This window comes from Phenylobacterium zucineum HLK1 (genome assembly GCF_000017265.1).
GTDB classification, from domain to species: Bacteria; Pseudomonadota; Alphaproteobacteria; order Caulobacterales; family Caulobacteraceae; genus Phenylobacterium; species Phenylobacterium zucineum.
This window is the reverse complement of the sequence record NC_011144.1, coordinates 855383-873866: the sequence shown is the minus strand read 5'-3', so window position 1 is coordinate 873866 and position 18484 is coordinate 855383. Positions and strand designations below refer to the sequence as shown.

Sequence of the window (18484 nt, the reverse complement as noted above, 5' to 3'; positions counted from 1 at the left end):
CCTACGGCCGCAGGATCGACAGCAGCGAGCTTTCCTGCAGCGTCGTGAAGACGTGGGCGGCGGCCTGGACGGAGAGCTGGGCCTGCTGCAGCTGGGCCACCGCCTCGGCCATGTCGGCGTCGGTGATGTCGCCCATCATGCCGGCCAGGGCGTTGTCGCGGGTCTTGAGGTCCTCTCGCACCGTCTCGACCCGCTTCTGGATCATGCCGTTCCGCGCCGCGACGTTGGTCACGTCCTCGCGCACGCCGTCCCAGGTGGCGAGCTGGCCCTCCAGGAAGGTGCGCTGGGCGTCGGTCATGGCGCCGGTGAACGGACCCGAGCCGCCCTCGTGGAACGCCTGGATCGTCTGGAAGGCGGCCAGCATGTCCGTGCCCACGTCGTCGGCGAGGATGCCGGTGGAGACGGTCGTCGCCTCGTCCACCTTGGCCGACGTCAGGAAGCTGTCGTTCTTGAACCAGTTGGCGATCGGCGGGCCCGAGGTGAGATCCGACAACGCCGTGGCGGTCATCGGCCGGGTGTCCACCTGGCCGCCGGCGAACAGGTACTTGCCCCCGTAGCGGGCGTTCATCCCCTCGGCGGCGTTGCGGAACTGGGCCTCCAGGTCCTCCATCAGCGTGTCCACGCGGCCCGAGGCGATGGCCTCGGCGATGGCCTGGCGCACGCCCTGGGCGGCGTCGGCGATGCGGTTCAGCGCCGTATCCTGGGTCGACAGCCGCTCGGCGATGAAGGTGTTCTGCTCCTGATAGACCTCGATCCGAGCCTTGAGGGAGCGCATCGCGGTCAGCATCTCGGCGTCGCGCGCGTAGTCCTTCAGGTCCGTGCCGTTCTTCTGGGTCGAGACCTTCTCGCCGGCCTGCATCTGGCGCTGCTGGGCGCCCAGCAGGTTGGCCAGCACGGCGGCGTAGTTTCCGGGGGTCGAGACGCGGGTCACCATCTAGGGTCTCCTCACACCATTCCGAGCAGGACGTCGAAGAGGTCCTTGGCGGCCTGCACCATGCGCGCCGAGGCGTTGAAGGCCTGCTGATAGGTGGTCATGTTCACCAGCTCCTCGTCGAGGTTGACGCCTTCGACCGACTGGCGGCGGGCGGTGGCCTCGTTCAGCACGGCCGCGGCGCTCTCCTTGCGGGTCTCGGCGGAGGCGGCGTTGCGGCCGATCGAGCCCCCGAACTCCGAGGCGTAGCGCGAGACGGTCATGTTGACCTGGCCCAGCGAGCCGGCGGCCTGGAAGCGCGTGGCCACGTCTCCCGCCTGGGACAGCGCCAGGGCCCCGCGCCCGTCGCCGGGCCGGATGGCCGGCAGGGTGAAGCCGCCCGAGAAGTCCAGCTTGCCGAGCGCGAGGCGGGTGGGATCGGCGTCCAGCGTCCCGTCGACCTGGAACCGGCCGGCGCGGTTGGAGCGCTCCACCGCGCCCAGGCCGAAGAGCTGGCTGATCGAGGGGCCGCCCGCGCCGCGCTGGGTGTTGTCGGTGACGACCGAGACCTGGGCGTTGGTCGGCGGCGCGCCCTGGAAGGTCAGCGCCCCCTGCGCGTCCAGGCTGAAGCTGCCGTAGAGGCCCACGCCCGTGGCGCTGCTGTTCAGGGCGTTGACCAGGTCGCTCATCTGGGTCCCGGCGGGCACCGGGATGGTGATGTCGCGCAGGGGCAGCCCGTCGGGACTGGAGAGCCGCAGGGTGATGGGATCGCCCGCGGTGAAGCCGTGCGGGTCGGTCGGGCGCAGGCCCGTGTCGTAGTTGGTGAAGCCGTTCGACCGGACGAGGTCGTTCAGGCCGAAGAAGTGCGAGAAGCCGCGGCCGGCCTTCTGGGACGTGCCCTCGTCCACCGCCAGGGTGTTGGCGCCCGCGCCCGCGATCGAAAGCGTCCCGCCGGTGAAGGAGGCCGTCGCCTGGCCGCCGAGCTGGGTGTTCAGGGTGGCGAGGAAGGTCCCGGGCGTGAAGGCCACGGCCGGGCCGCCGTTGGCGCTCATCGTGCCGGCGGTGAAGTCCACGTCCACCCGGCGCACGAGCACGCCATTGGCGTCCATGACGGCGAGGGTCGTCGCGCCCGAGAAGCCGCCGACGGCGGTCGGCAGATCCAGCCCCGTGTTGCGCCCGGTAAGGGTGCTCGGCGCCGGATAGGCGACGGAGGCGTTGTGGGCCGCGTTGAGCTGGTCGACGGCCCGCGTCAGGAACTCGCCGAGCTGGTCCTGCAGCTTGGGCAGCTCCTGGTCGCGCAGGTCCATCAGGCCGCGGATCTCCCCGCTCGCGATCTGGATCGGCTGGGCGTCCGTCCCGCCGCCCGAGGGCTTGGCGCTGATGTAGCCGGGTGTGGAATCCGAGCGCACGTAGCTGAGGGTCGCCGAGCCGCCCTCGCCGGCCAGCAGCACGCCCTCGGTGGAGCGCACCGTCACGCCGCCTTCCGCCCGCCGCGCGACGCGCACGTTCATCAGGCTGGAGAGCTCGTCGAGGAGCTGGCTCTGGATGTTCTCCGAACCGGAGGCGTCGGCGTTGACCATCTTCGCCCGGCTGATCTCGGCGTTCAGCCGGTCGACCTGGGCGAGCAGGTCGTTGGCGCGGTCGATGTCGGCCGTGATCCGGGTCTCGACGGTTCCGCCCAGTTCGCTGAGCTGGCTGTTGATCCGGTCGGCCTCGGCCAGGAAGTCCTGGATATTGGCGATCGACTGGCTGCGCAGCAGGCTCGAGGACGGATCGTCCGCCGCCGTCGCGAACGCGCCGTAGATCTCGTCCAGCCGGCTGAAGAAGAAGCCGGGGCTGGAGGGGTCGCCGAACAGGCTCTGGGCGTTGTCCAGATACTGCGCCACCGCCGCCCAGCGGCTGGAGTCCGACGCGGCGGTCAGGCTCGCCGACTGGAGATAGTCGTCGGTGATCCGCTTCATGCCCTGGACGCGGACGCCCATGCCGACGCCGTCGACCACCAGGGGCTGCTGCACCACGGCCTTGCGGACGTAGCCCGGGGTGTTGACGTTGGCGATGTTGTCCGAGACCGCGCGCAGGGACGCCTGGGCGGCGTTGAGCCCCGAGGCGGCGGTCTGGAGGGTGACGTTCAGCGACATCGCTTAACGCTCCGCCCGGCAAAGGCTCACCCTCGACCCGGCCAATTCTGCCGGGATCAGAGTGAACGCGCGCGTGAGGCGCCGGGAAAACCTCAACAATTTCAACAGTGGCCCTTCGGGGTCCGGGTGAACTCGGATTGAGCGGCGCAAGTCCGGCGCCACATGGCGGACGAAGGCCGCGTCCCGATCCCGGTGCTGCCGGGCGCTGTCTTGCTTGGCGCCCGTTCTGCCGGGCGCGGGGGAAGGCCTTTCCGACCGGCAGGGAACGCCCCACCTGGGCGGCGGCGGCCCGGCAATTTCCGCCGCGAGAGGGGCGCCGGCGCCCCCGGCCACAACCCCCTTATTGCTGTCTTTTCAATGGTTTGCCGATGTGGCGCGAAGGTTGCTCCGGTCGGACCGAATGGACCCGGCGCAGGATGCGCTGAGCAACCGAGATCACCCGACACCCCGCATGACCGCGCCAGCGATCAACCCCACGATGCCCGCCTCCCCCGGCCCCACGGCCGGCGGCGCGCCGTCGGCTGGCGGCGCTCTGGCCGGCTTCGAGGCCCTGATGGCGGCGCTGTTCGGCGCGCCCGAGGCCGGCGTCCCCGGGATCGGCGCTTCCGGGGCCGGCGCCCAGTCCGCGGCGGCCGGCGCTGCGGCGACCGTCTCGGCGCCAGGCCCGCTGTTCGCCGGGCTGGGCGCGGACGCGGAAGGGGACGGGTCCGACACCGAAACCCCGGGGGAGGCCGACCCGGCCGCTGCGGCCACGGACGCGCCGGCCGCGCTGGCCGCAGCCGCGGCGATCCCCGCCCAGACGCCTAACGCCATGGCGCCCTCCGCGGGAACGCCAACGGGGACGGACGTGACCGCCGCCGCGCCCCAGGACGAGAAGAGCCTCCAGGGCGTCCCCGCCCCGCCTGCGGCGCCCGAGGACGCCGAGACCGCGCCGCCAGCCGCCGCGACGGCGGAGACGGCGGCCGCGCCGGCGCCCGCGCAAGACGCCCGCGCGGCGCTCGAGTCCCAGCCGGCCCCGCGGCCGGAGCCGGCGCCCGCCGCGCAGCGCAGCGCGCCGCCGGCGGCTCCGGCGGCGGCCCCCGCCGCCGAGGCCCAGGCTGTTTCCGCCGCGTCGGAAGACACGCTCCCCGCGCCGACGAGCCAGGCCGTGCAGGGCCAGGCTGCGCAGGATCAGGCCGCGCGGGGACAGACCGCCCAGCCCCCGGCGCCGGCTGCAGGCCTAGCCGTCGCCCAGGCCGCCGGCGAGGCGGCGGCCCGCCAGCAGAAGCCCGCCGCAGCGCCCCGCGCCGAGCGCAACGGCGAGACGCCCGACGCGCCATCGCCGTCCACGGCGGCCTCCGCCAAATCCGCCGGCGGCAAGCCCCCCGCGCCCGACGCCCCGGCCGCGCCCGAGTTCAAGCCGGCCGCCGAGGCCCGTCCGCAGGAGGGCCGGACGTTCGGCGAGGCCTCGGCCGGAACCTCCGGGACCCGCGCCGCGGCCGGCGCCGAGAGCGCCGCCGCGCCGGTCCACCCGGTGCGCGGCTCGCCCGAGACCGTGGCCAGCCTGGCCGCCCAGATCGTCAAGAAGCTGGACGCCCGCTCCACCCGCTTCGACGTCGAGCTCGATCCCGCGGGCCTCGGCAAGGTCGACGTGCGGGTCGAGGTCGGGGCCCACGGCCGGGTCAGCGCGGCCATGACCTTCGACAATCCGCAGGCCGCGGCCGAGCTGAAGTCGCGGGCCGGCGAACTGCAGCGCGCGCTGGAGCAGGCCGGCTTCGAGCTTTCCGGCGGGCTGTCGTTCGACGTGGCGGGCGACCGGGGCCAGGCGCGGCAGGACCCGCGCGAGCCCGGCGACGGCTTCCGCGGCCGCGCCTTCCAGCAGGCGCTGGAGACGGCCGGCGAGGCCGACCTGGCCGCAACCTCGGGCGAGCTTCGCCTGCGCCGGGGCGTGACCGGCGGCGTGGACGTGAGGATCTGAGATGGCTGTTGGCGGCGTTTCCGGGATCACGGACACCAGCGCGATCGGCCGCACCCGGCTGGCCGAGAGCTTCGACACGTTCCTCGCGCTGCTGACCACGCAGCTGAAGAACCAGGACCCGCTGTCGCCGCTGGATTCCAACCAGTTCACCCAGCAGATCGTCCAGATGACGGGCGTGGAGCAGCAGTTGCTCACCAACGACCTGCTGAAGTCCCTGGTGTCCAACACCAGCAACGGCGTGTCGACCGCCGTCAGCCTGATCGGCAAGGAGGTGCGCGCCGCCACCGTCGACGCCAAGCTGAAGGACGGGCAAGCCGCGTGGATCTACACCCTGCCGCGCGACGCCAACGACGTGAAGCTCGAGGTCGTCGACAGCAACGGCAAGACGGTGCGCACGCTCTCGGCGGCCGAGGACGGCCGCAAGGCCGGCGATCACAAGGTGACCTGGGACGGCAAGGACGCCAACGGCGTGAAGCTGCCGGACGGCGGCGTCTACAGCCTGAAGGTCAGCGCCAAGGATTCCGACTTCGCCACCGTCCCCTCCACCGTCTCGATCGAAGGGATCGTGACGGGCGTGGAGCAGTCGAACGGCGAGACCCTGATCACCGTCAACGGGACCCCGGTCCTGTGGAACCACATCACCACCATCAAGCAGCCGCAGCCTGCGACGCCCCCGTCGGAGGACGCTGCGTGAAACGACAACCCGGACGGCAAAACGTCGTCTCCAACGGCGGCTTCGAAAGCCGACCCTCCGCAGGACGCGGACTCCATGGAGAAGAACGGAAGTAAGCCATGAGCATCAATTCGGCCATGCTCGCGGGCGTCTCGGGGTTGGTGGCCAACTCCTCGGCGCTGGCGGCGATCTCGGACAACATCGCGAACGTCAACACCGTCGCCTACAAGCGCAACCAGGTGAACTTCGCCAACGTGGTCACGGCCCAGGCCGTGAAGGGCAAGTACTCGGCCGGCGGCGTGCAGAGCGTCACGCGCCAGTTCGTCAGCCAGCAGGGCCTGATCCAGGCCTCCAACTCCACCACCGACCTCGCCATCTCGGGCGACGGCTTCTTCGTGGTGGCGAACAAGGGCCTGGGGCTGACCGGGGCCGACCCGCGCAGCTTCACCCGCTCGGGGGCCTTCGCCGTCGATTCCGACGGCTACATGGTCAACGACGCCGGCCTCTACCTGCAGGGCTGGCCCGTGCAGGCGGACGGGACGTTCAACGTCAATCCGTCCGACCTCAGCCTGATGCAATCGATCAACGTCAAGAACCTCGGCTCGGCCGTGGCCCCGACGACCGAACTCGGCGTCACCGCGAACGTCAACAAGGACGGCCCGGTCTCGGCGTCGGAGGCGACCTACGACGGCTCCGTGGCCGCCACCTCGATGGCCGAATACGCCGACAGCGCCGGCGCGACCGGGGTGAAGCCGGACTTCGTCATCGAGATGAACGTCGTGGACTCCGCCGGCGGCTCGCGGAAGATCGCCCTGGCGATGCTGAAGGACGACGTCGCCAACGCCTGGCACGCGGAAATCTACGCGGTGCCCGCCAGCTCGGTGGACCTGGCCGCCGGCACCCCGCCCGGCCAGCTCGCCCGCGGCACCATCAACTTCAACGCCGACGGCACCATCAACCTCGGCACGACCACCGCCGCCCTGCAGAGCCTCAGCCTGGACGCCTCGGCGGGCGCCACGCCGCGGTGGGCCACCGGCCTCGGCCTGGCCGCCCAGGACATCAACCTCGCCCTGGACAAGCTCAGCCAGTACTCGTCGACCTCGACGGTGACCGCCATCCAGTCGAACGGCGCCGGCGTCGGCAACGTGATCGCCATCGACGTCGACCCGGAGGGCGTCGTCTCGGCGGTCTACGACAACAGCCAGATCCGCAAGATCGCCAAGATCGGCGTGGCCACCTTCCCCAACCCGGACGCCCTGGCGGCGGTGAGCGGCAACGCCTACCGGCCCACGATCCCCGCCGGCGAGATGACTGTGAAGGAAGCCGGCATCGGCGGCGCGGGCAAGATCTCGCCGTCCAGCCTGGAAGCCTCGACGGTGGACCTCTCGGCCGAGTTCACCGGCCTGATCGCGACCCAGAAGGCCTATTCGGCGTCCTCCAAGATCATCACCACCGCCGATCAGATGTTGGAGGAACTCATCAACATCAAGCGGTAATACTTCCCGTTAGCATAGCTTAACAAACGTAAACAGTTAGAAGAGTATCAAATTGGTACACGGGGGAGTGTATGGTTAGGTGTTTCTTTACTCTAGCGATTCAGCGGCCGTTAGGAGCCGCGGCCTATCCTTCCCGCCAACAGTGATGGTGGGAAGGCTAGAATAGCCATGTTGCAACAGACGCAGCAGCTGCGCACGAACAGCCGGGGCGAGGCGTATGTCATCGGTCCGACCGGCGCGCCTCTGACGATCAAGGATCTGCCGCCGCCGAACACCGGCCGGTGGGTGATCCGCCGCAAGGCCGAGGTCGTCGCGGCGGTGCGCGGCGGGCTGATCTCGCTCGAAGACGCTCTGGAGCGCTACTCGCTGACCAGCGACGAATTCCTGTCCTGGCAGCGCTCGATCGACCGCCACGGGATGGCGGGCCTTCGCACCACGCGCCTGCAACAGTATCGCTGAACCGACCCCTCTTCCCCCGGACAGGTTCGCGAAGTACCCCGGCCGCGCCACTTCCCTCCCGGCGCGGCCGGTTTTCTTTTGGGGGGCTTCTCCCCCCGCCCATCCGCCGCTAGCGTCCTGCCGACGACGACAGGCAAGGGCCAGCCGTGCGGACGAACCCCCTCGACAACACCCGCAGCCCCAGGGCGCGCCGGCCGCTGACGATCCTCATGGTGAGCGCGCTGGTCCTCATCGCCGTGGGCTTCGGCGCGCATCAGTGGAACACCGCCCGGCGGACGGCGAACGTGCAGAAGGCCGTGGCCGCCGCCGGCTACGGCCGCGCCGACGTCGTGCAGATGCCCGGCGACGAATGCTGGCGCGCCCGCGAAGGTTTCCGCTGGCGGACCGAGACGGCCGAGGGCTGGGCCTGCGCCGGGCCCGGCGACGAGGTGGTCGTGCACGTGGGCAAGCCCGACGGCCGCTGGCCCTAGCCCCACGGCCCCGCATGCGCCCGGGGCGGCGATGGGCTATGATGGCGCCCATGCGCAAGCCCTGGTTCCGTCCCAAGCTCTACGGCTACGGCTTCACCCCGATCTCCTGGGAAGGCTGGCTGGCGACGGCCCTGTTCGCGGGCGGCCTGGCGGCGACGTTCACCTTCGCGCCGGGCTTCTTCTCGGACCGGACCGCAGGCGCGGTCGCCACGGCGGCCATCGCCGCGGCGCTGATCGCCGTCTTCGTCGTCGTGAGCCTCCGTCGGACGGAGGGCGAGATGCGCTGGCGCTGGGGCCGCGACTAGGACGGCCGGGCCGGTCAGGCCAGCCGGCGCACGGTGACGGTGATCCGCTCGCGCTCGCCCGGCCGCCGCTCGACCAGCAGGCGCGCCACCTGGGCGTCGTCATGGAAGGCGTAGCCCTTGATGGCGTCGAGGATGGCCTTGGCCAGGTTGTCCAGGTCGAGCCAGGGCGGATCGCCGACGTACTCCATACCGATCTCGACCGAGAACTCGCCCCAGGCCGGACGGGAGCCGCGCCAGGCCTTGCGGAAGAACTCGTAGATCAGCGGCTTGTAGTACTTGGCCTGGGTGGTCAGGCCGTCGACCGTGACCTCGAGCAGGCCGTCCGCCTCGCGGGCGCGCACCTTGCCGTGCTGGGTCCATGCCTGAAGAGCCGGGGGCGGGGTCTCGGTCATTCCCGCCTGTCTAGCCCCAAGGGCGTCTTGCAGTCTCGGCCCACGTCGCTAAACCGGCCCGGCCAAGACGTGAGGAGTGACTGCCCGTGACCGCGACCCGCACCGAGACCGACACCTTCGGCCCGATCGAAGTCCCGTCCGACCGGTACTGGGGCGCGCAGACGCAGCGCTCGATCGGCAACTTCAGGATCGGGTGGGAGAAGCAGCCGAAGCCGGTGATCCGCGCCCTGGGCGTGGTCAAGCGCGCCGCCGCCGAGGCCAACATGGAGCTCGGCAAGCTCGATCCCGAGATCGGCAAGCACATCGTCGCCGCCGCCCAGGAGGTCATCGACGGCAAGCTGGACGACCATTTCCCGCTGGTGGTCTGGCAGACCGGGTCGGGCACCCAGTCGAACATGAACGCCAACGAGGTGATCTCGAACCGGGCCATCGAGATGATGGGCGGGCAGATGGGCTCGAAGAAGCCGGTCCACCCGAACGACCACGTCAACATGAGCCAGTCGTCGAACGACACCTATCCGACGGCCATGCACATCGCCGCCGCCGAAGAGGTCGCCCGTTCGGTGATGCCGGCGCTGGAGCACCTGCACGCGGCGTTGAAGTACAAGGCCGAGGAGTTCGCCCACATCATCAAGATCGGGCGCACCCACACCCAGGACGCCACGCCCCTGACGCTGGGCCAGGAGTTCGGCGGCTACGCCCACCAGGTCGCCATGTCGGTGCGGCGGATCAAGGAGACGCTGTACGGCCTCTACGAGCTGGCCCAGGGCGGCACGGCGGTGGGCACCGGCCTGAACGCCCCGGTGGGCTTCGCCGAGCTGGTGGCCGAGAAGATCGCGAAGATCACCCACCTGCCGTTCGTCACCGCGCCGAACAAGTTCGAGGCGCTGGCGGCGCACGACGCCATGGTGTTCAGCCACGGGGCGATCAACACGGCGGCGGCGGCGCTGTTCAAGATCGCCAACGACATCCGCTTCCTGGGCTCGGGGCCCCGTTCGGGCCTGGGCGAGCTGGCGCTCCCCGAGAACGAGCCGGGCTCGTCGATCATGCCCGGCAAGGTGAACCCCACCCAGGCCGAGGCCCTGACCATGGTCTGCGCCCACATCATGGGCAACCAGACGGCGATGACGGTGGCCGGGTCGCAGGGCCACTTCGAGCTGAACGTCTTCAACCCGGTGATGGCCTACAACTTCCTGCAGTCGTGCCGGCTGATCTCGGACGCGGCGATCAGCTTCACCGACAACATGGTCAAGGGCATCGAGGCCCGCGAGGACAACATCAAGGCCAACCTCGAGCGCTCGCTGATGCTGGTGACGGCGCTGGCGCCGAAGATCGGCTATGACAACGCCGCCAAGATCGCCAAGCTGGCGCACAAGAACGGCACCACCCTGCGCGAGGAAGCCGTCGGCGGCGGCTACGTCACGAACGAGGAGTTCGACGAGGTCGTCCGGCCTGAAAAAATGATCAGCCCGGGTTGATCGGATGGCGCCCCGGCACCTCGAGCGGCACCAGATCGCCCGCATCGGCTGGCTGCGGGCGGCCGTGCTGGGCGCCAACGACGGCATCGTCTCCACAGCCAGCCTGATCGTCGGCGTCGCCGCCGCCGCCCAGGGCCGGGGCGAGATCCTGGTGGCGGGCCTCGCGGCCCTGGTGGCGGGGGCCATGTCGATGGCCGCCGGCGAGTACGTCTCGGTCAGCTCGCAATCCGACACCGAGCGGGCCGACATCGCCCGCGAGACCGCCGAACTGGCCGCCCAGCCCGAGTTCGAGCACGAGGAGCTGGCCGACATCTATGTCCAGCGCGGCCTTTCACCTGCCCTCGCCCGGCAAGTCGCGGACCAGCTGATGGCGAAGGACGCCCTGGCGGCGCATGCGCGGGACGAGCTGGGCATCTCCGACCTGACGACGGCGCGGCCGCTGCAAGCCGCCTTGACCTCGGCGCTGACGTTCGCCGCCGGAGCTGCAGTGCCGCTGGCGACCGCGCTGGTCGCCACGGGGCCGCTGCTCGCACCGGTCACCGCGGGCGTGTCGATCCTCGCCCTGGCGGGCCTGGGCGCGTTCGGCGCGCGGGCGGGCGGCGCGCCGATGCTGAAGGCCGTCGGGCGGGTGACGTTCTGGGGCGCGGCGGCGATGGCGATCACCGCCGGCGTCGGCGCCCTGTTCGGGGTGGCCGCCTGACCTACTCGGCCGCGTAGACGACCGGGTGGGCGTGGGCCCACAGGTGGGCGCGGTAGGACTCGAAGCACTGCTCGCCCAGGATCAGGCGCATGACCGCGCCCTCGGCGATGTGGCGGGCGCAGTCGGGGTTGTCCTCGACCAGCGGCGTCAGGGCCTCGGCGTTCCAGGCCCGGGAGTGCTCGACGTCGAGCTGGGCGTGGAGCTGGAAGTACTTGCGGCCGGCGGGCTCGACGCCCAGCCGCTTCAGGCCGTCGGCCACCGCTCCGACACGGGTGGGCGCGGTCAGCTCGACCACGCCCAGGGCGCCGATCGACTGGTAGACATAGCGCCGGGTGGTGGCGAACGCCGTCATGGTGTTGGCGAGCGCCAGCGACTGCCAGCAAGTGCCCTCGATGGTGGGCGTCAGGCCCAGCAGCTCGACCGTGCGGTCCAGCATCGGCCCGTGCATGCCGCCTTCGTGGCCGCGGCCCATCTCGTCCCAGTAGTTGCGGGCCAGCTCCAGCTTGGGCCGGGCCGGCAGCTTCACCTGGGTGTAGGCCACGAGATCGTCGAAGCCGGCCTCGCCCGCCGCCTCCTGGGTCAGGAACCAGCGCATCTGCTCCAGGCTCGCCTCGGTGGCCAGCCAGTCGAACAGCGGGTCCCACTGGCCGGGGCCCTCGTCCTTCAGGGCCTCGAACCAGGCGATGAAGCCGGGCGCGTCCTGCGGCACGTCCTCGACCAGGGGGGCGATGTGTTCGCGGAAGGCCTCGATGAACGAGCCCTCGAGCCGCAGCATGCGGGTGTCGCGGTTGAGGTCGGCGAGCCAGTTGGGCCCGGGCGTCGTCGGCGCCAGGCGTTCGTGGTTCCATCGCGCGAGCCCCAGGTGCAGGGCCTCGGCGTCGGGGAATTCAGGATTGAAGGCGCCCAGGCGGGCCAGTCTCATGCCAGGAAACATCGTCACTCCCTCGGGGCGGAGGGAGCGCGCGAGACCGGCTTAGGTTCCTAAGGCGCTGCTTTCCCTAGGCCTTCCGGGCCACCGAGAAGTCCGCCAGGTCCTCGAGCGCCGGGCGCCAGCTGTTCGACGGAAAGTCGGCGAGCGCGGCCTTGGCGCTGTCGGCGTAGCGGGCGGCCAGGGCGAGGGTGTCGTCGAGCGCCCGGGTCTGGCCCATCAGCTCGCGGGCGCGGTCGAAGTCGGCCTCGGTCTGCTCGCGGCGGTCGACGGTGCGCTGCCAGAAGTCGCGCTCGGCCGCGCCCGTGCGGGCCATGGCGTAGAGCAGCGGCAGGGTGACCTTGCCCTCCCGGAAGTCGTCGCCGGCGTTCTTGCCCAGGGTCTTGGCGTCGCCGGAATAGTCGAGGGCGTCGTCGACGAGCTGGAAGGCCAAGCCCAGGTCCTGGCCGAAGCGGCGCAGGGCCCGGCAGCGCTCGGGCGAAGCTCCGGCCGCCACCGCGCCGGCCTCGGCGGCGGCGGCGAACAGCTCGGCGGTCTTGGCCCCGATGATCTCGATGTAGACCTCCTGGGTGAGGTCGAGGTCGTGGCTGCGGGTGAGCTGCAGCACCTCGCCCTCGGAGATCACCCGGCTGGCGCGGGCCAGGATCTCCAGCGCGGCCATCGAGCCGGCGCCGACCATCAGCTCGAAGGCCCGGGCGAACAGGAAGTCGCCGACCAGCACGCTGGACGGCGCGCCCCAGATCAGGTGGGCGGCCACGCGGCCGCGGCGCAGCTGGGACGAATCCACCACGTCGTCGTGCAGCAGGGTGGCCGTGTGGATGAACTCCACGGCGGCGGCCAGCTTCAGGCAGGAGTCGTCCCGCGCGCCGGCCAGCCTGGCCGCGGCGATGGTGAGCAGCGGCCGCAACCGCTTGGCCGAGCCGGCGATCAGGTGGTCGGCCAGCGCCGGGATCACCGGCACCGGACTGTCCATGTGCTCGCGGATCAGGGCGTCGACGGCCGCCATGTCGGGGCCGGCCAGCGCCATCAGCGCGTCGATGGAGGGCTTCGGTGCAGCGATGGCCTGGGCGGCGTCCAAGCGGAATTCCTTTGGCGACAAGGCGTCCGGGCCCCGACCGGTAGCCGTTTGCCGGGACAATGGTGACGCGATAGGGCACGGTCAAGCGAGCCGCAAGCGTAGCGGACGTCTTGCCGGCGGGACCTGATCTTATGCGAACCGTGACCGAGGACCGCGTGCTGGACGGGCGGGTGCGCCTGCGCCAGCCGTCACGCGGCTATCGGGCCGGGCTGGACGCGGCCCTGCTGGCCGCCGCGTGCGACGCGGAGACGGGCCAGCGGGTGCTGGAGGCCGGCTGCGGCGCCGGCGGGGCCCTGCTGGCGGCGGCCGTCCGGCGGCCGGGCGCCAGCTTCGTCGGGGTCGAGCGCGACCCCGAGGCCCTGGCGCTGGCGCAGGAGAACGTCGCGCTCAACGGCCTTCAGGACCGGGTGCAGGTGCTGGCGGGCGACGTCGGCGTCCCCTTCGCCAAGCTGGGCCTGCCGGCGTTCGACGCGGCCATGGCCAACCCGCCGTTCTTCGACAATCCCGCAGCGCTCCGGGCCCCGGCCGCGGAGAAGACCGCCGCCTGGATGGCCGAGGGCGGGCTCTCCGCCTGGACCGGCTTCCTGTCGAAGGCGGTGCGCGAGGGCGGGACGATCACCATCATCCACCGCGCCGACCGCCTGGCCGACCTGCTGGCCGGGCTCTCGCCCAAGGCCGGCTCGTTCCAGGTGCGGCCCGTCCACGCGTTCGCGGGCGAGCCGGCCAAGCGGGTGATCGTGCGGGCGGTCAAGACCGGCAAGGCGCCGCTCAGGCTGCTGCCGGCCCTGGTGCTGCACGACCGCGGCGGGGCCAAGCACACCGCCGAGGCGGAGGCGATCCTGCGGGGGGCGGCGGGGCTGGCGTGGGGTTGATGTTGTTCTTGTTTTGTTCTTGACGTCGCGCCGTCCCTCTGGCATTGGCGCGTCTGGCCGATCAGCCCCGCCCTCTACGGTCTGTCCTTCGGAGGCTTTGCGGCCCATCGACTCCACCGTTCGCCTCGCGGTGCGGCGCGTCGAAGCGCTCCTGCGATACTGGGAGACGGGCGAGATGACGGCTCACCTGGGGCTAGACCAGCCATCCTACGAGTACCGCTGGCCGGAAGAGTATGATCCGGAGACCCGGGGCATGAAGTCCCTGGATGACCTGCCCTAGGTTTCGGGCGGCTGATGGGACAGGCTCAGCGGCTCCGGAGCCCACTTCTGAGCCACTCCATCTGGGTCCCGGCCTTCGCCGGGATGAGCGGTATTGAGGGCAGGCCCTACCCCCCGATCCCCAGCTGCGCCCGGTAGGCGTCGTGGACGATGTCGTGCCACTCGGGGTGCTTCTTGATGTAGCCGGCCATGAATGTGCAGGTGGGGATGACCTTCAGGCCGTGTTCGCGGGCGTAGCCGAGGGCCGTCCTGGCGAGGGCGGAGGCCACGCCCTTGCCCTCGAACGCCTCGGGCACGACGGTGTGGGGCAGGATCATGCCGCCCTGCACCATGCGGAACTCGGCGAAGGCCGTCTCGTCGCCGAGCCGGACCTCGAACTGGCCCGCCTCGTCGTTCTTCACCACCTGGATCGCATCGGACACGGCGTTCTCCTCATCGGGGCCCTTCGCGTCTTTCTTGACGCGAAGCGGGCCGCCCGCCAAGGTCGCCGGCCTGAACGGCCACGCAAGAGACGGAGGATGTGACGTGTCGCCCATTGCCCGCGCAGCCCTTCGCTGCGTCGCCGTGACCGCCGCCTGAGGGCGGCCGATCTCTCCCCCTCACAGGATGGGTCCCCGCGGTCGACGCCACATCGGCTATCGACTTCAAGGACATCCCAAGTGTTGACCCAATACGGCTGGAGCGACGAGCTCCAGCGCGACTTCGCGTCCTATGCGGCGCAGGGGCTCAAAGCCGGCCGCGTCATCGTCCAGCAGCGCGGCGGCTATCGGCTGATCACCGAGGCCGGCGAGACCGACGCCAAGGCGGCCGGACGGCTGATGAAATCGCGGGAGGAGATGGCCCGCCCGGTGGCCGGCGACTGGGTCGCCTACGAGCCCCGCAAGGCGCCCGAGCCGGCGTTCGTCCAGCACGTGCTGCCCAGGCGCACGGCCTTCGTGCGCAAGGCGGCGGGGCGGGGCGTGCACGCCCAGGTGGTGGCGGCCAACGTGGACGTCGCCTTCCTGGTCACCTCGCTGAACTCGGACCTCAACCTGCGCCGGCTGGAGCGCTACCTCGCCACCGCCCACGAGAGCGGCGCCCGGCCGGTGATCGTGCTGACCAAGGCCGACCTCGCCCCCGACGCCGCCGAGCGCGTCGCCGAGGTGCGGACCATCGCGGGCGAGGCGCCGGTGCTGGCCGTGGCCGCCAAGCAGGGCGAGGGGCTGGAAGCGGTCGCCGCCCACCTGGAGCCCGGCCGCACCGCCGTGCTGCTGGGCATGTCGGGCGCGGGCAAGTCCACCCTGCTCAACGCCCTGGCCGGGAGCGAGCGGATGGCCACCGGCGAGATCCGCGAGGACGACGAGCGCGGCCGGCACACCACCACCCACCGCGAGCTGGTGCTGCTGCCGTCGGGGGGCCTGATCCTCGATACGCCCGGAATGCGCGAGCTGGGCCTGTGGGACGCCGACGCCGGGGTCTCGGCGGTGTTCGAGGACATCGAGGCGCTGGTCGGCGAATGCCGGTTCAGCGACTGCGGGCACGGCGGCGAGCCCGGCTGCGCCGTGCGGGCGGCCCTGGCGGACGGAAGCTTAGATCCCGACCGCTGGGCCAGCTTCCGCAAGCTGCAGGCCGAGGCCGCCTACGAACAGCGCCGCGAGGACCCCCGCGCGGCGGCCGAGAACCGGAAGCTCTGGGCCGGCCGGCACAAGCAGGCCAAGGCCTGGATCAAGCAGAAGCGCAGCTTCGGCGACGAGGAGTCCTAGTTCCCCCTCAGGGGAAGCACCGGTCATGAAAAAGGCCCGGGGGTCGCCCCCGGGCCTTCCTATTCCGAATTTGCGCTGCGCGATCAGTTGCGCTCCGTATCCACCAGCTTGTTCTTGGTGATCCAGGGCATCATGGCGCGCAGGCGGCCGCCGACTTCCTCGATGGGATGCTCGGCGTTGCGGCGGCGGGTGGCCTTGAAGGACGGGGCGCCCACCGCGTTCTCCTGCATGAAGTCGCGCACGAAGCGGCCCGACTGGATGTCCTCCAGCACGCGCTTCATCTCGGCCTTGGTCTCGGAGGTGACGATCCGCGGGCCGGTGACGTACTCGCCGTACTCGGCCGTGTTGGAGATCGAGTAGTTCATGTTGGCGATGCCGCCCTCGTAGATGAGGTCGACGATCAGCTTCACCTCGTGCAGGCACTCGAAATAGGCCATCTCGGGGGCGTAGCCCGCCTCGACCAGGGTTTCGAAGCCGGCGCGGATCAGCTCCACCAGGCCGCCGCAGAGCACGGCCTGTTCGCCGAACAGGTCGGTCTCGCACTCCTCGCGGAAGTTGGTCTCGATGACGCCCGAGCGGCCGCCGCCGATGGCCGAGGCGTAGGCCAGGCCGAAGTCCATGGCGCCGCCCGTGGCGTCGTGGTGGACCGCGATCAGGCACGGCACGCCGCCGCCCTTCTGGTACTCGCCGCGGACGGTGTGGCCGGGGCCCTTGGGCGCCACCATCAGCACGTCGACGGTCTTCTTCGGCTCGATGAGGCCGAAGTGGACGTTCAGGCCGTGGGCGAACAGCAGGGCCGCACCGTCCTTGATGTTGGGGGCGATCTCGTCGCGGTAGATCTGCGCCTGCAGTTCGTCGGGCGCCAGGATCATGATCGCGTCGGCCCAGGCCGAGGCTTCGGCGACGCTCATCACCTTCAGGCCGTCGGCCTCGACCTTCTTGGCGGTGGCCGAGCCGGGGCGCAGCGCCACGGCCACGTTCTTCACGCCCGAGTCCACGAGGTTCAGCGCATGCGCACGGCCCTGCGAGCCATAGCCTACGATGGCGATCTTCTTGTCCAGGATCCGGGACAGGTCGGCGTCGCGATCGTAGTAGACGCGCATGATTGTTTCTCCTGATACGTTGTTTGGCCCGCGCCTGCGCAACGGCAGTGCAGCAAAGCCGGGGCTCTGAAGCGGTTTTTTGCTCTTAGGTCAAGCGAAGCGGCCGGCATTGCGGCGCGTCAAAAGCGCTGCCTTCGGGGACGGGAAGATGCGGGAGGGCTCATGATCGGGTCTCCTGGAAGGGAGCCGGACCTGGCCTCATGAAAAAGCCCCGTCCGGCGGTCCGGCGGGGCTTGAAGGATGGCGGCCTTGGCGTGACCTAGCGCGCGACAACCCTTCCCGGCCCGCCGGAGGCGGTGTCGGTAATGAGCCGTACGAGCTGGGCGGGGCCGCGCATGAGGCGTCTATACCCCGCCCCGGAAGCTTGGCAAAGCGGAAGCCATGATCGAGGTCACCCCCGCCATCCAGATCGCCGACGAGGAGGTGCAGCTGCGCGCCGTCCGCGCCTCGGGCCCCGGCGGGCAGCACGTGAACAAGGTCTCGACGGCGATCGAGCTGCGGTTCGACGTGCGGGCCTCCCCGTCCCTGCCCGAGCCGGTGCGGGCCCGGCTCTACGGCCTGGCGGGCAGCCGGCTGACGATGGACGGGGTGCTGGTGCTGGTCGCCCAGGAGCACCGCTCTCAGGAGCTGAACCGGCAGGCCGCCGTCGAGCGCCTGATCGAGCTGGTCCGCGAGGCCGCCCGGCCGCCGCCCCCGCCGCGCAAGAAGACGCGGCCCACGAAAGCCTCCAAGGAGCGCCGGCTGAAGGCCAAGGCGCAGCGGTCGGGCGTGAAGTCGATGCGCGGGAAGGTGCGGTTCGACTAACCTGTGCTGGCGCCCTTTCGCCGCATTGCCCTATAAGCTGCCGCCGACATGAAGCACGCCCGTCTGATCCCCGTCCTGGGCCTGGTGGCCCTCGCCGGCGCCTGCGCCCCCACCCTCGGACCGCCGCCGCCCGGCCGCGGCGCGCCGCCTCCGGGCCCGGCCCGCTTCTCGGCCGCCGACTTCGCCTGGGCGCAGAAGAGCGGCCCGAACGGCATCGCCGGGCGGCTGACCTATCGCCAGGGCCAGACCCGCTACACCTGCGCCGGATCGGGCGTGGTGCTGACGCCGGAAACCCCGTGGTCGGCCCGGCGCATGGCCCACCTCTACGGCTCCACCGAGCGCGCGGCCCTGCCGGCCGACGAGGTGCGCAAGCGCACGCCTTCCGCGCCGCAGGGCGACGCCGGGCCCTACGTGAAGCGCACCACCTGCGACGCCCAGGACCGGTTCAGCTTCTCGGGCCTGCCGAACGGGACCTGGTACGCCATCACCATCGCCCGGCCGGTCGGCCAGTCCGAGGGCGAGACCATCGCCATGATGCGCAAGGTGACCACCCGCGGCGGCCGCGTGGCGAACCTCACGCTGTAGGGAAGGCGCCCCCCGAGGGAGAGCTGTCACGCAGCGGCCGAGGGGCTCCATCCGGCGCTTCAACGGCTGAAGCCCCCTCCACCACTTCGTGGTCCCCCTCCCCCTGAGGGGGAGG

The 18484-nt window shown here is 71.2% G+C and carries 19 protein-coding genes; 12 read left to right on the top strand and 7 right to left on the bottom strand.

All coding sequences use genetic code 11. The features are described 5' to 3' along the window. Position 1 precedes the first annotated feature (1 nt). The gene (locus PHZ_RS04305; protein WP_012521353.1) at positions 2 to 934 is read right to left on the bottom strand and encodes a flagellin; all 933 of its coding nucleotides are present in this window, start codon (positions 932 to 934) and stop codon (positions 2 to 4) included. Between the two features lie 11 nt (positions 935 to 945). After that, complete coding sequence (gene flgK / locus PHZ_RS04300) at positions 946 to 3048, bottom strand: flagellar hook-associated protein FlgK (RefSeq protein WP_012521352.1); 2103 nt, start codon at positions 3046 to 3048, stop codon at positions 946 to 948. A gap of 451 nt (positions 3049 to 3499) precedes the next feature. Between flgK and PHZ_RS04295 the strand changes: the two genes are divergently transcribed. From PHZ_RS04295 to PHZ_RS04270, 6 genes are all read left to right on the top strand, one after another. Continuing rightward, positions 3500 to 5005, top strand: coding sequence for a flagellar hook-length control protein FliK (locus PHZ_RS04295; RefSeq protein WP_041373150.1), 1506 nt, complete (start codon positions 3500 to 3502; stop codon positions 5003 to 5005). A gap of 1 nt (position 5006) precedes the next feature. After that, positions 5007 to 5699, top strand: coding sequence for a flagellar hook assembly protein FlgD (locus tag PHZ_RS04290; protein WP_012521350.1), 693 nt, complete (start codon positions 5007 to 5009; stop codon positions 5697 to 5699). A gap of 98 nt (positions 5700 to 5797) precedes the next feature. Beyond that, positions 5798 to 7174, top strand: coding sequence for a flagellar hook protein FlgE (locus PHZ_RS04285; RefSeq protein ID WP_041373149.1), 1377 nt, complete (start codon positions 5798 to 5800; stop codon positions 7172 to 7174). A 168-nt stretch (positions 7175 to 7342) separates the two neighbouring features. Further along, a complete protein-coding gene (gene sciP, locus PHZ_RS04280) occupies positions 7343 to 7633 on the top strand; it encodes a CtrA inhibitor SciP (RefSeq protein WP_012521348.1) in 291 nt (96 codons plus the stop codon). A 146-nt stretch (positions 7634 to 7779) separates the two neighbouring features. After that, positions 7780 to 8103, top strand: coding sequence for a hypothetical protein (locus PHZ_RS04275; RefSeq protein WP_041373148.1), 324 nt, complete (start codon positions 7780 to 7782; stop codon positions 8101 to 8103). A 50-nt stretch (positions 8104 to 8153) separates the two neighbouring features. After that, positions 8154 to 8408, top strand: coding sequence for a hypothetical protein (locus PHZ_RS04270; protein ID WP_148216780.1), 255 nt, complete (start codon positions 8154 to 8156; stop codon positions 8406 to 8408). Between the two features lie 14 nt (positions 8409 to 8422). Here PHZ_RS04270 and PHZ_RS04265 read toward each other — a convergent pair whose 3' ends face one another. After that, a complete protein-coding gene (locus PHZ_RS04265; RefSeq protein ID WP_012521347.1) occupies positions 8423 to 8800 on the bottom strand; it encodes a RusA family crossover junction endodeoxyribonuclease in 378 nt (125 codons plus the stop codon). An 86-nt stretch (positions 8801 to 8886) separates the two neighbouring features. Between PHZ_RS04265 and fumC the strand changes: the two genes are divergently transcribed. Together fumC and PHZ_RS04255 are read left to right on the top strand one after the other, a co-directional pair. Further along, positions 8887 to 10278: a class II fumarate hydratase gene (gene fumC, locus PHZ_RS04260; RefSeq protein WP_012521346.1), complete on the top strand. Its 1392-nt coding sequence runs from the start codon at positions 8887 to 8889 to the stop codon at positions 10276 to 10278. Positions 10279 to 10282: 4 nt separating this feature from the next. Continuing rightward, entirely contained in the window at positions 10283 to 10978 is a 696-nt protein-coding gene (locus PHZ_RS04255; RefSeq protein WP_012521345.1) for a VIT1/CCC1 transporter family protein, read from the top strand. Between the two features lies 1 nt (position 10979). On the opposite strand, the gene PHZ_RS04250 is transcribed toward PHZ_RS04255, so the two are convergent. Together PHZ_RS04250 and PHZ_RS04245 are read right to left on the bottom strand one after the other, a co-directional pair. After that, positions 10980 to 11900, bottom strand: a complete 921-nt coding sequence (locus tag PHZ_RS04250) for an iron-containing redox enzyme family protein (protein ID WP_236611870.1) — start codon at positions 11898 to 11900, stop codon at positions 10980 to 10982. 76 nt (positions 11901 to 11976) lie between these two features. Next, positions 11977 to 12984 carry a polyprenyl synthetase family protein gene (locus PHZ_RS04245; protein ID WP_012521343.1) on the bottom strand — a complete coding sequence of 336 codons (1008 nt, stop codon included), beginning with the start codon at positions 12982 to 12984 and terminating at the stop codon, positions 11977 to 11979. A gap of 131 nt (positions 12985 to 13115) precedes the next feature. Between PHZ_RS04245 and PHZ_RS04240 the strand changes: the two genes are divergently transcribed. Then, positions 13116 to 13856 carry a tRNA1(Val) (adenine(37)-N6)-methyltransferase gene (locus PHZ_RS04240; protein WP_012521342.1) on the top strand — a complete coding sequence of 247 codons (741 nt, stop codon included), beginning with the start codon at positions 13116 to 13118 and terminating at the stop codon, positions 13854 to 13856. A gap of 386 nt (positions 13857 to 14242) precedes the next feature. On the opposite strand, the gene PHZ_RS04230 is transcribed toward PHZ_RS04240, so the two are convergent. Beyond that, positions 14243 to 14557: a GNAT family N-acetyltransferase gene (locus PHZ_RS04230; RefSeq protein WP_012521341.1), complete on the bottom strand. Its 315-nt coding sequence runs from the start codon at positions 14555 to 14557 to the stop codon at positions 14243 to 14245. Positions 14558 to 14794: 237 nt separating this feature from the next. On the opposite strand from PHZ_RS04230, the gene rsgA reads away from it, so the two are divergent. Further along, positions 14795 to 15877 carry a ribosome small subunit-dependent GTPase A gene (gene rsgA, locus PHZ_RS04225; RefSeq protein WP_012521340.1) on the top strand — a complete coding sequence of 361 codons (1083 nt, stop codon included), beginning with the start codon at positions 14795 to 14797 and terminating at the stop codon, positions 15875 to 15877. A gap of 83 nt (positions 15878 to 15960) precedes the next feature. On the opposite strand, the gene ilvC is transcribed toward rsgA, so the two are convergent. Continuing rightward, on the bottom strand, positions 15961 to 16980 hold the full coding sequence (gene ilvC, locus PHZ_RS04220; protein WP_012521339.1) for a ketol-acid reductoisomerase: 1020 nt from the start codon (positions 16978 to 16980) through the stop codon (positions 15961 to 15963). Between the two features lie 381 nt (positions 16981 to 17361). Between ilvC and arfB the strand changes: the two genes are divergently transcribed. Both arfB and PHZ_RS04210 read left to right on the top strand, forming a co-directional pair. Then, complete coding sequence (gene arfB / locus PHZ_RS04215; RefSeq protein ID WP_012521338.1) at positions 17362 to 17784, top strand: alternative ribosome rescue aminoacyl-tRNA hydrolase ArfB; 423 nt, start codon at positions 17362 to 17364, stop codon at positions 17782 to 17784. Between the two features lie 48 nt (positions 17785 to 17832). Beyond that, positions 17833 to 18369, top strand: coding sequence for a hypothetical protein (locus tag PHZ_RS04210; protein WP_012521337.1), 537 nt, complete (start codon positions 17833 to 17835; stop codon positions 18367 to 18369). Positions 18370 to 18484: the final 115 nt, after the last annotated feature.

Coding starts and splice junctions, on each gene's coding strand:
- arfB (WP_012521338.1), top strand. CDS start 17,362: ATGATCGAGGTCACCCCCGCCATCCAGATCGCCGACGAGGAGGTGCAG.
- PHZ_RS04270 (WP_148216780.1), top strand. CDS start 8,154: ATGCGCAAGCCCTGGTTCCGTCCCAAGCTCTACGGCTACGGCTTCACC.
- PHZ_RS04295 (WP_041373150.1), top strand. CDS start 3,500: ATGACCGCGCCAGCGATCAACCCCACGATGCCCGCCTCCCCCGGCCCC.
- PHZ_RS04265 (WP_012521347.1), bottom strand. CDS start 8,800: ATGACCGAGACCCCGCCCCCGGCTCTTCAGGCATGGACCCAGCACGGC.
- PHZ_RS04210 (WP_012521337.1), top strand. CDS start 17,833: ATGAAGCACGCCCGTCTGATCCCCGTCCTGGGCCTGGTGGCCCTCGCC.
- flgK (WP_012521352.1), bottom strand. CDS start 3,048: ATGTCGCTGAACGTCACCCTCCAGACCGCCGCCTCGGGGCTCAACGCC.
- PHZ_RS04285 (WP_041373149.1), top strand. CDS start 5,798: ATGAGCATCAATTCGGCCATGCTCGCGGGCGTCTCGGGGTTGGTGGCC.
- PHZ_RS04240 (WP_012521342.1), top strand. CDS start 13,116: ATGCGAACCGTGACCGAGGACCGCGTGCTGGACGGGCGGGTGCGCCTG.
- sciP (WP_012521348.1), top strand. CDS start 7,343: ATGTTGCAACAGACGCAGCAGCTGCGCACGAACAGCCGGGGCGAGGCG.
- ilvC (WP_012521339.1), bottom strand. CDS start 16,980: ATGCGCGTCTACTACGATCGCGACGCCGACCTGTCCCGGATCCTGGAC.
- PHZ_RS04305 (WP_012521353.1), bottom strand. CDS start 934: ATGGTGACCCGCGTCTCGACCCCCGGAAACTACGCCGCCGTGCTGGCC.
- PHZ_RS04255 (WP_012521345.1), top strand. CDS start 10,283: ATGGCGCCCCGGCACCTCGAGCGGCACCAGATCGCCCGCATCGGCTGG.
- PHZ_RS04250 (WP_236611870.1), bottom strand. CDS start 11,900: ATGAGACTGGCCCGCCTGGGCGCCTTCAATCCTGAATTCCCCGACGCC.
- PHZ_RS04290 (WP_012521350.1), top strand. CDS start 5,007: ATGGCTGTTGGCGGCGTTTCCGGGATCACGGACACCAGCGCGATCGGC.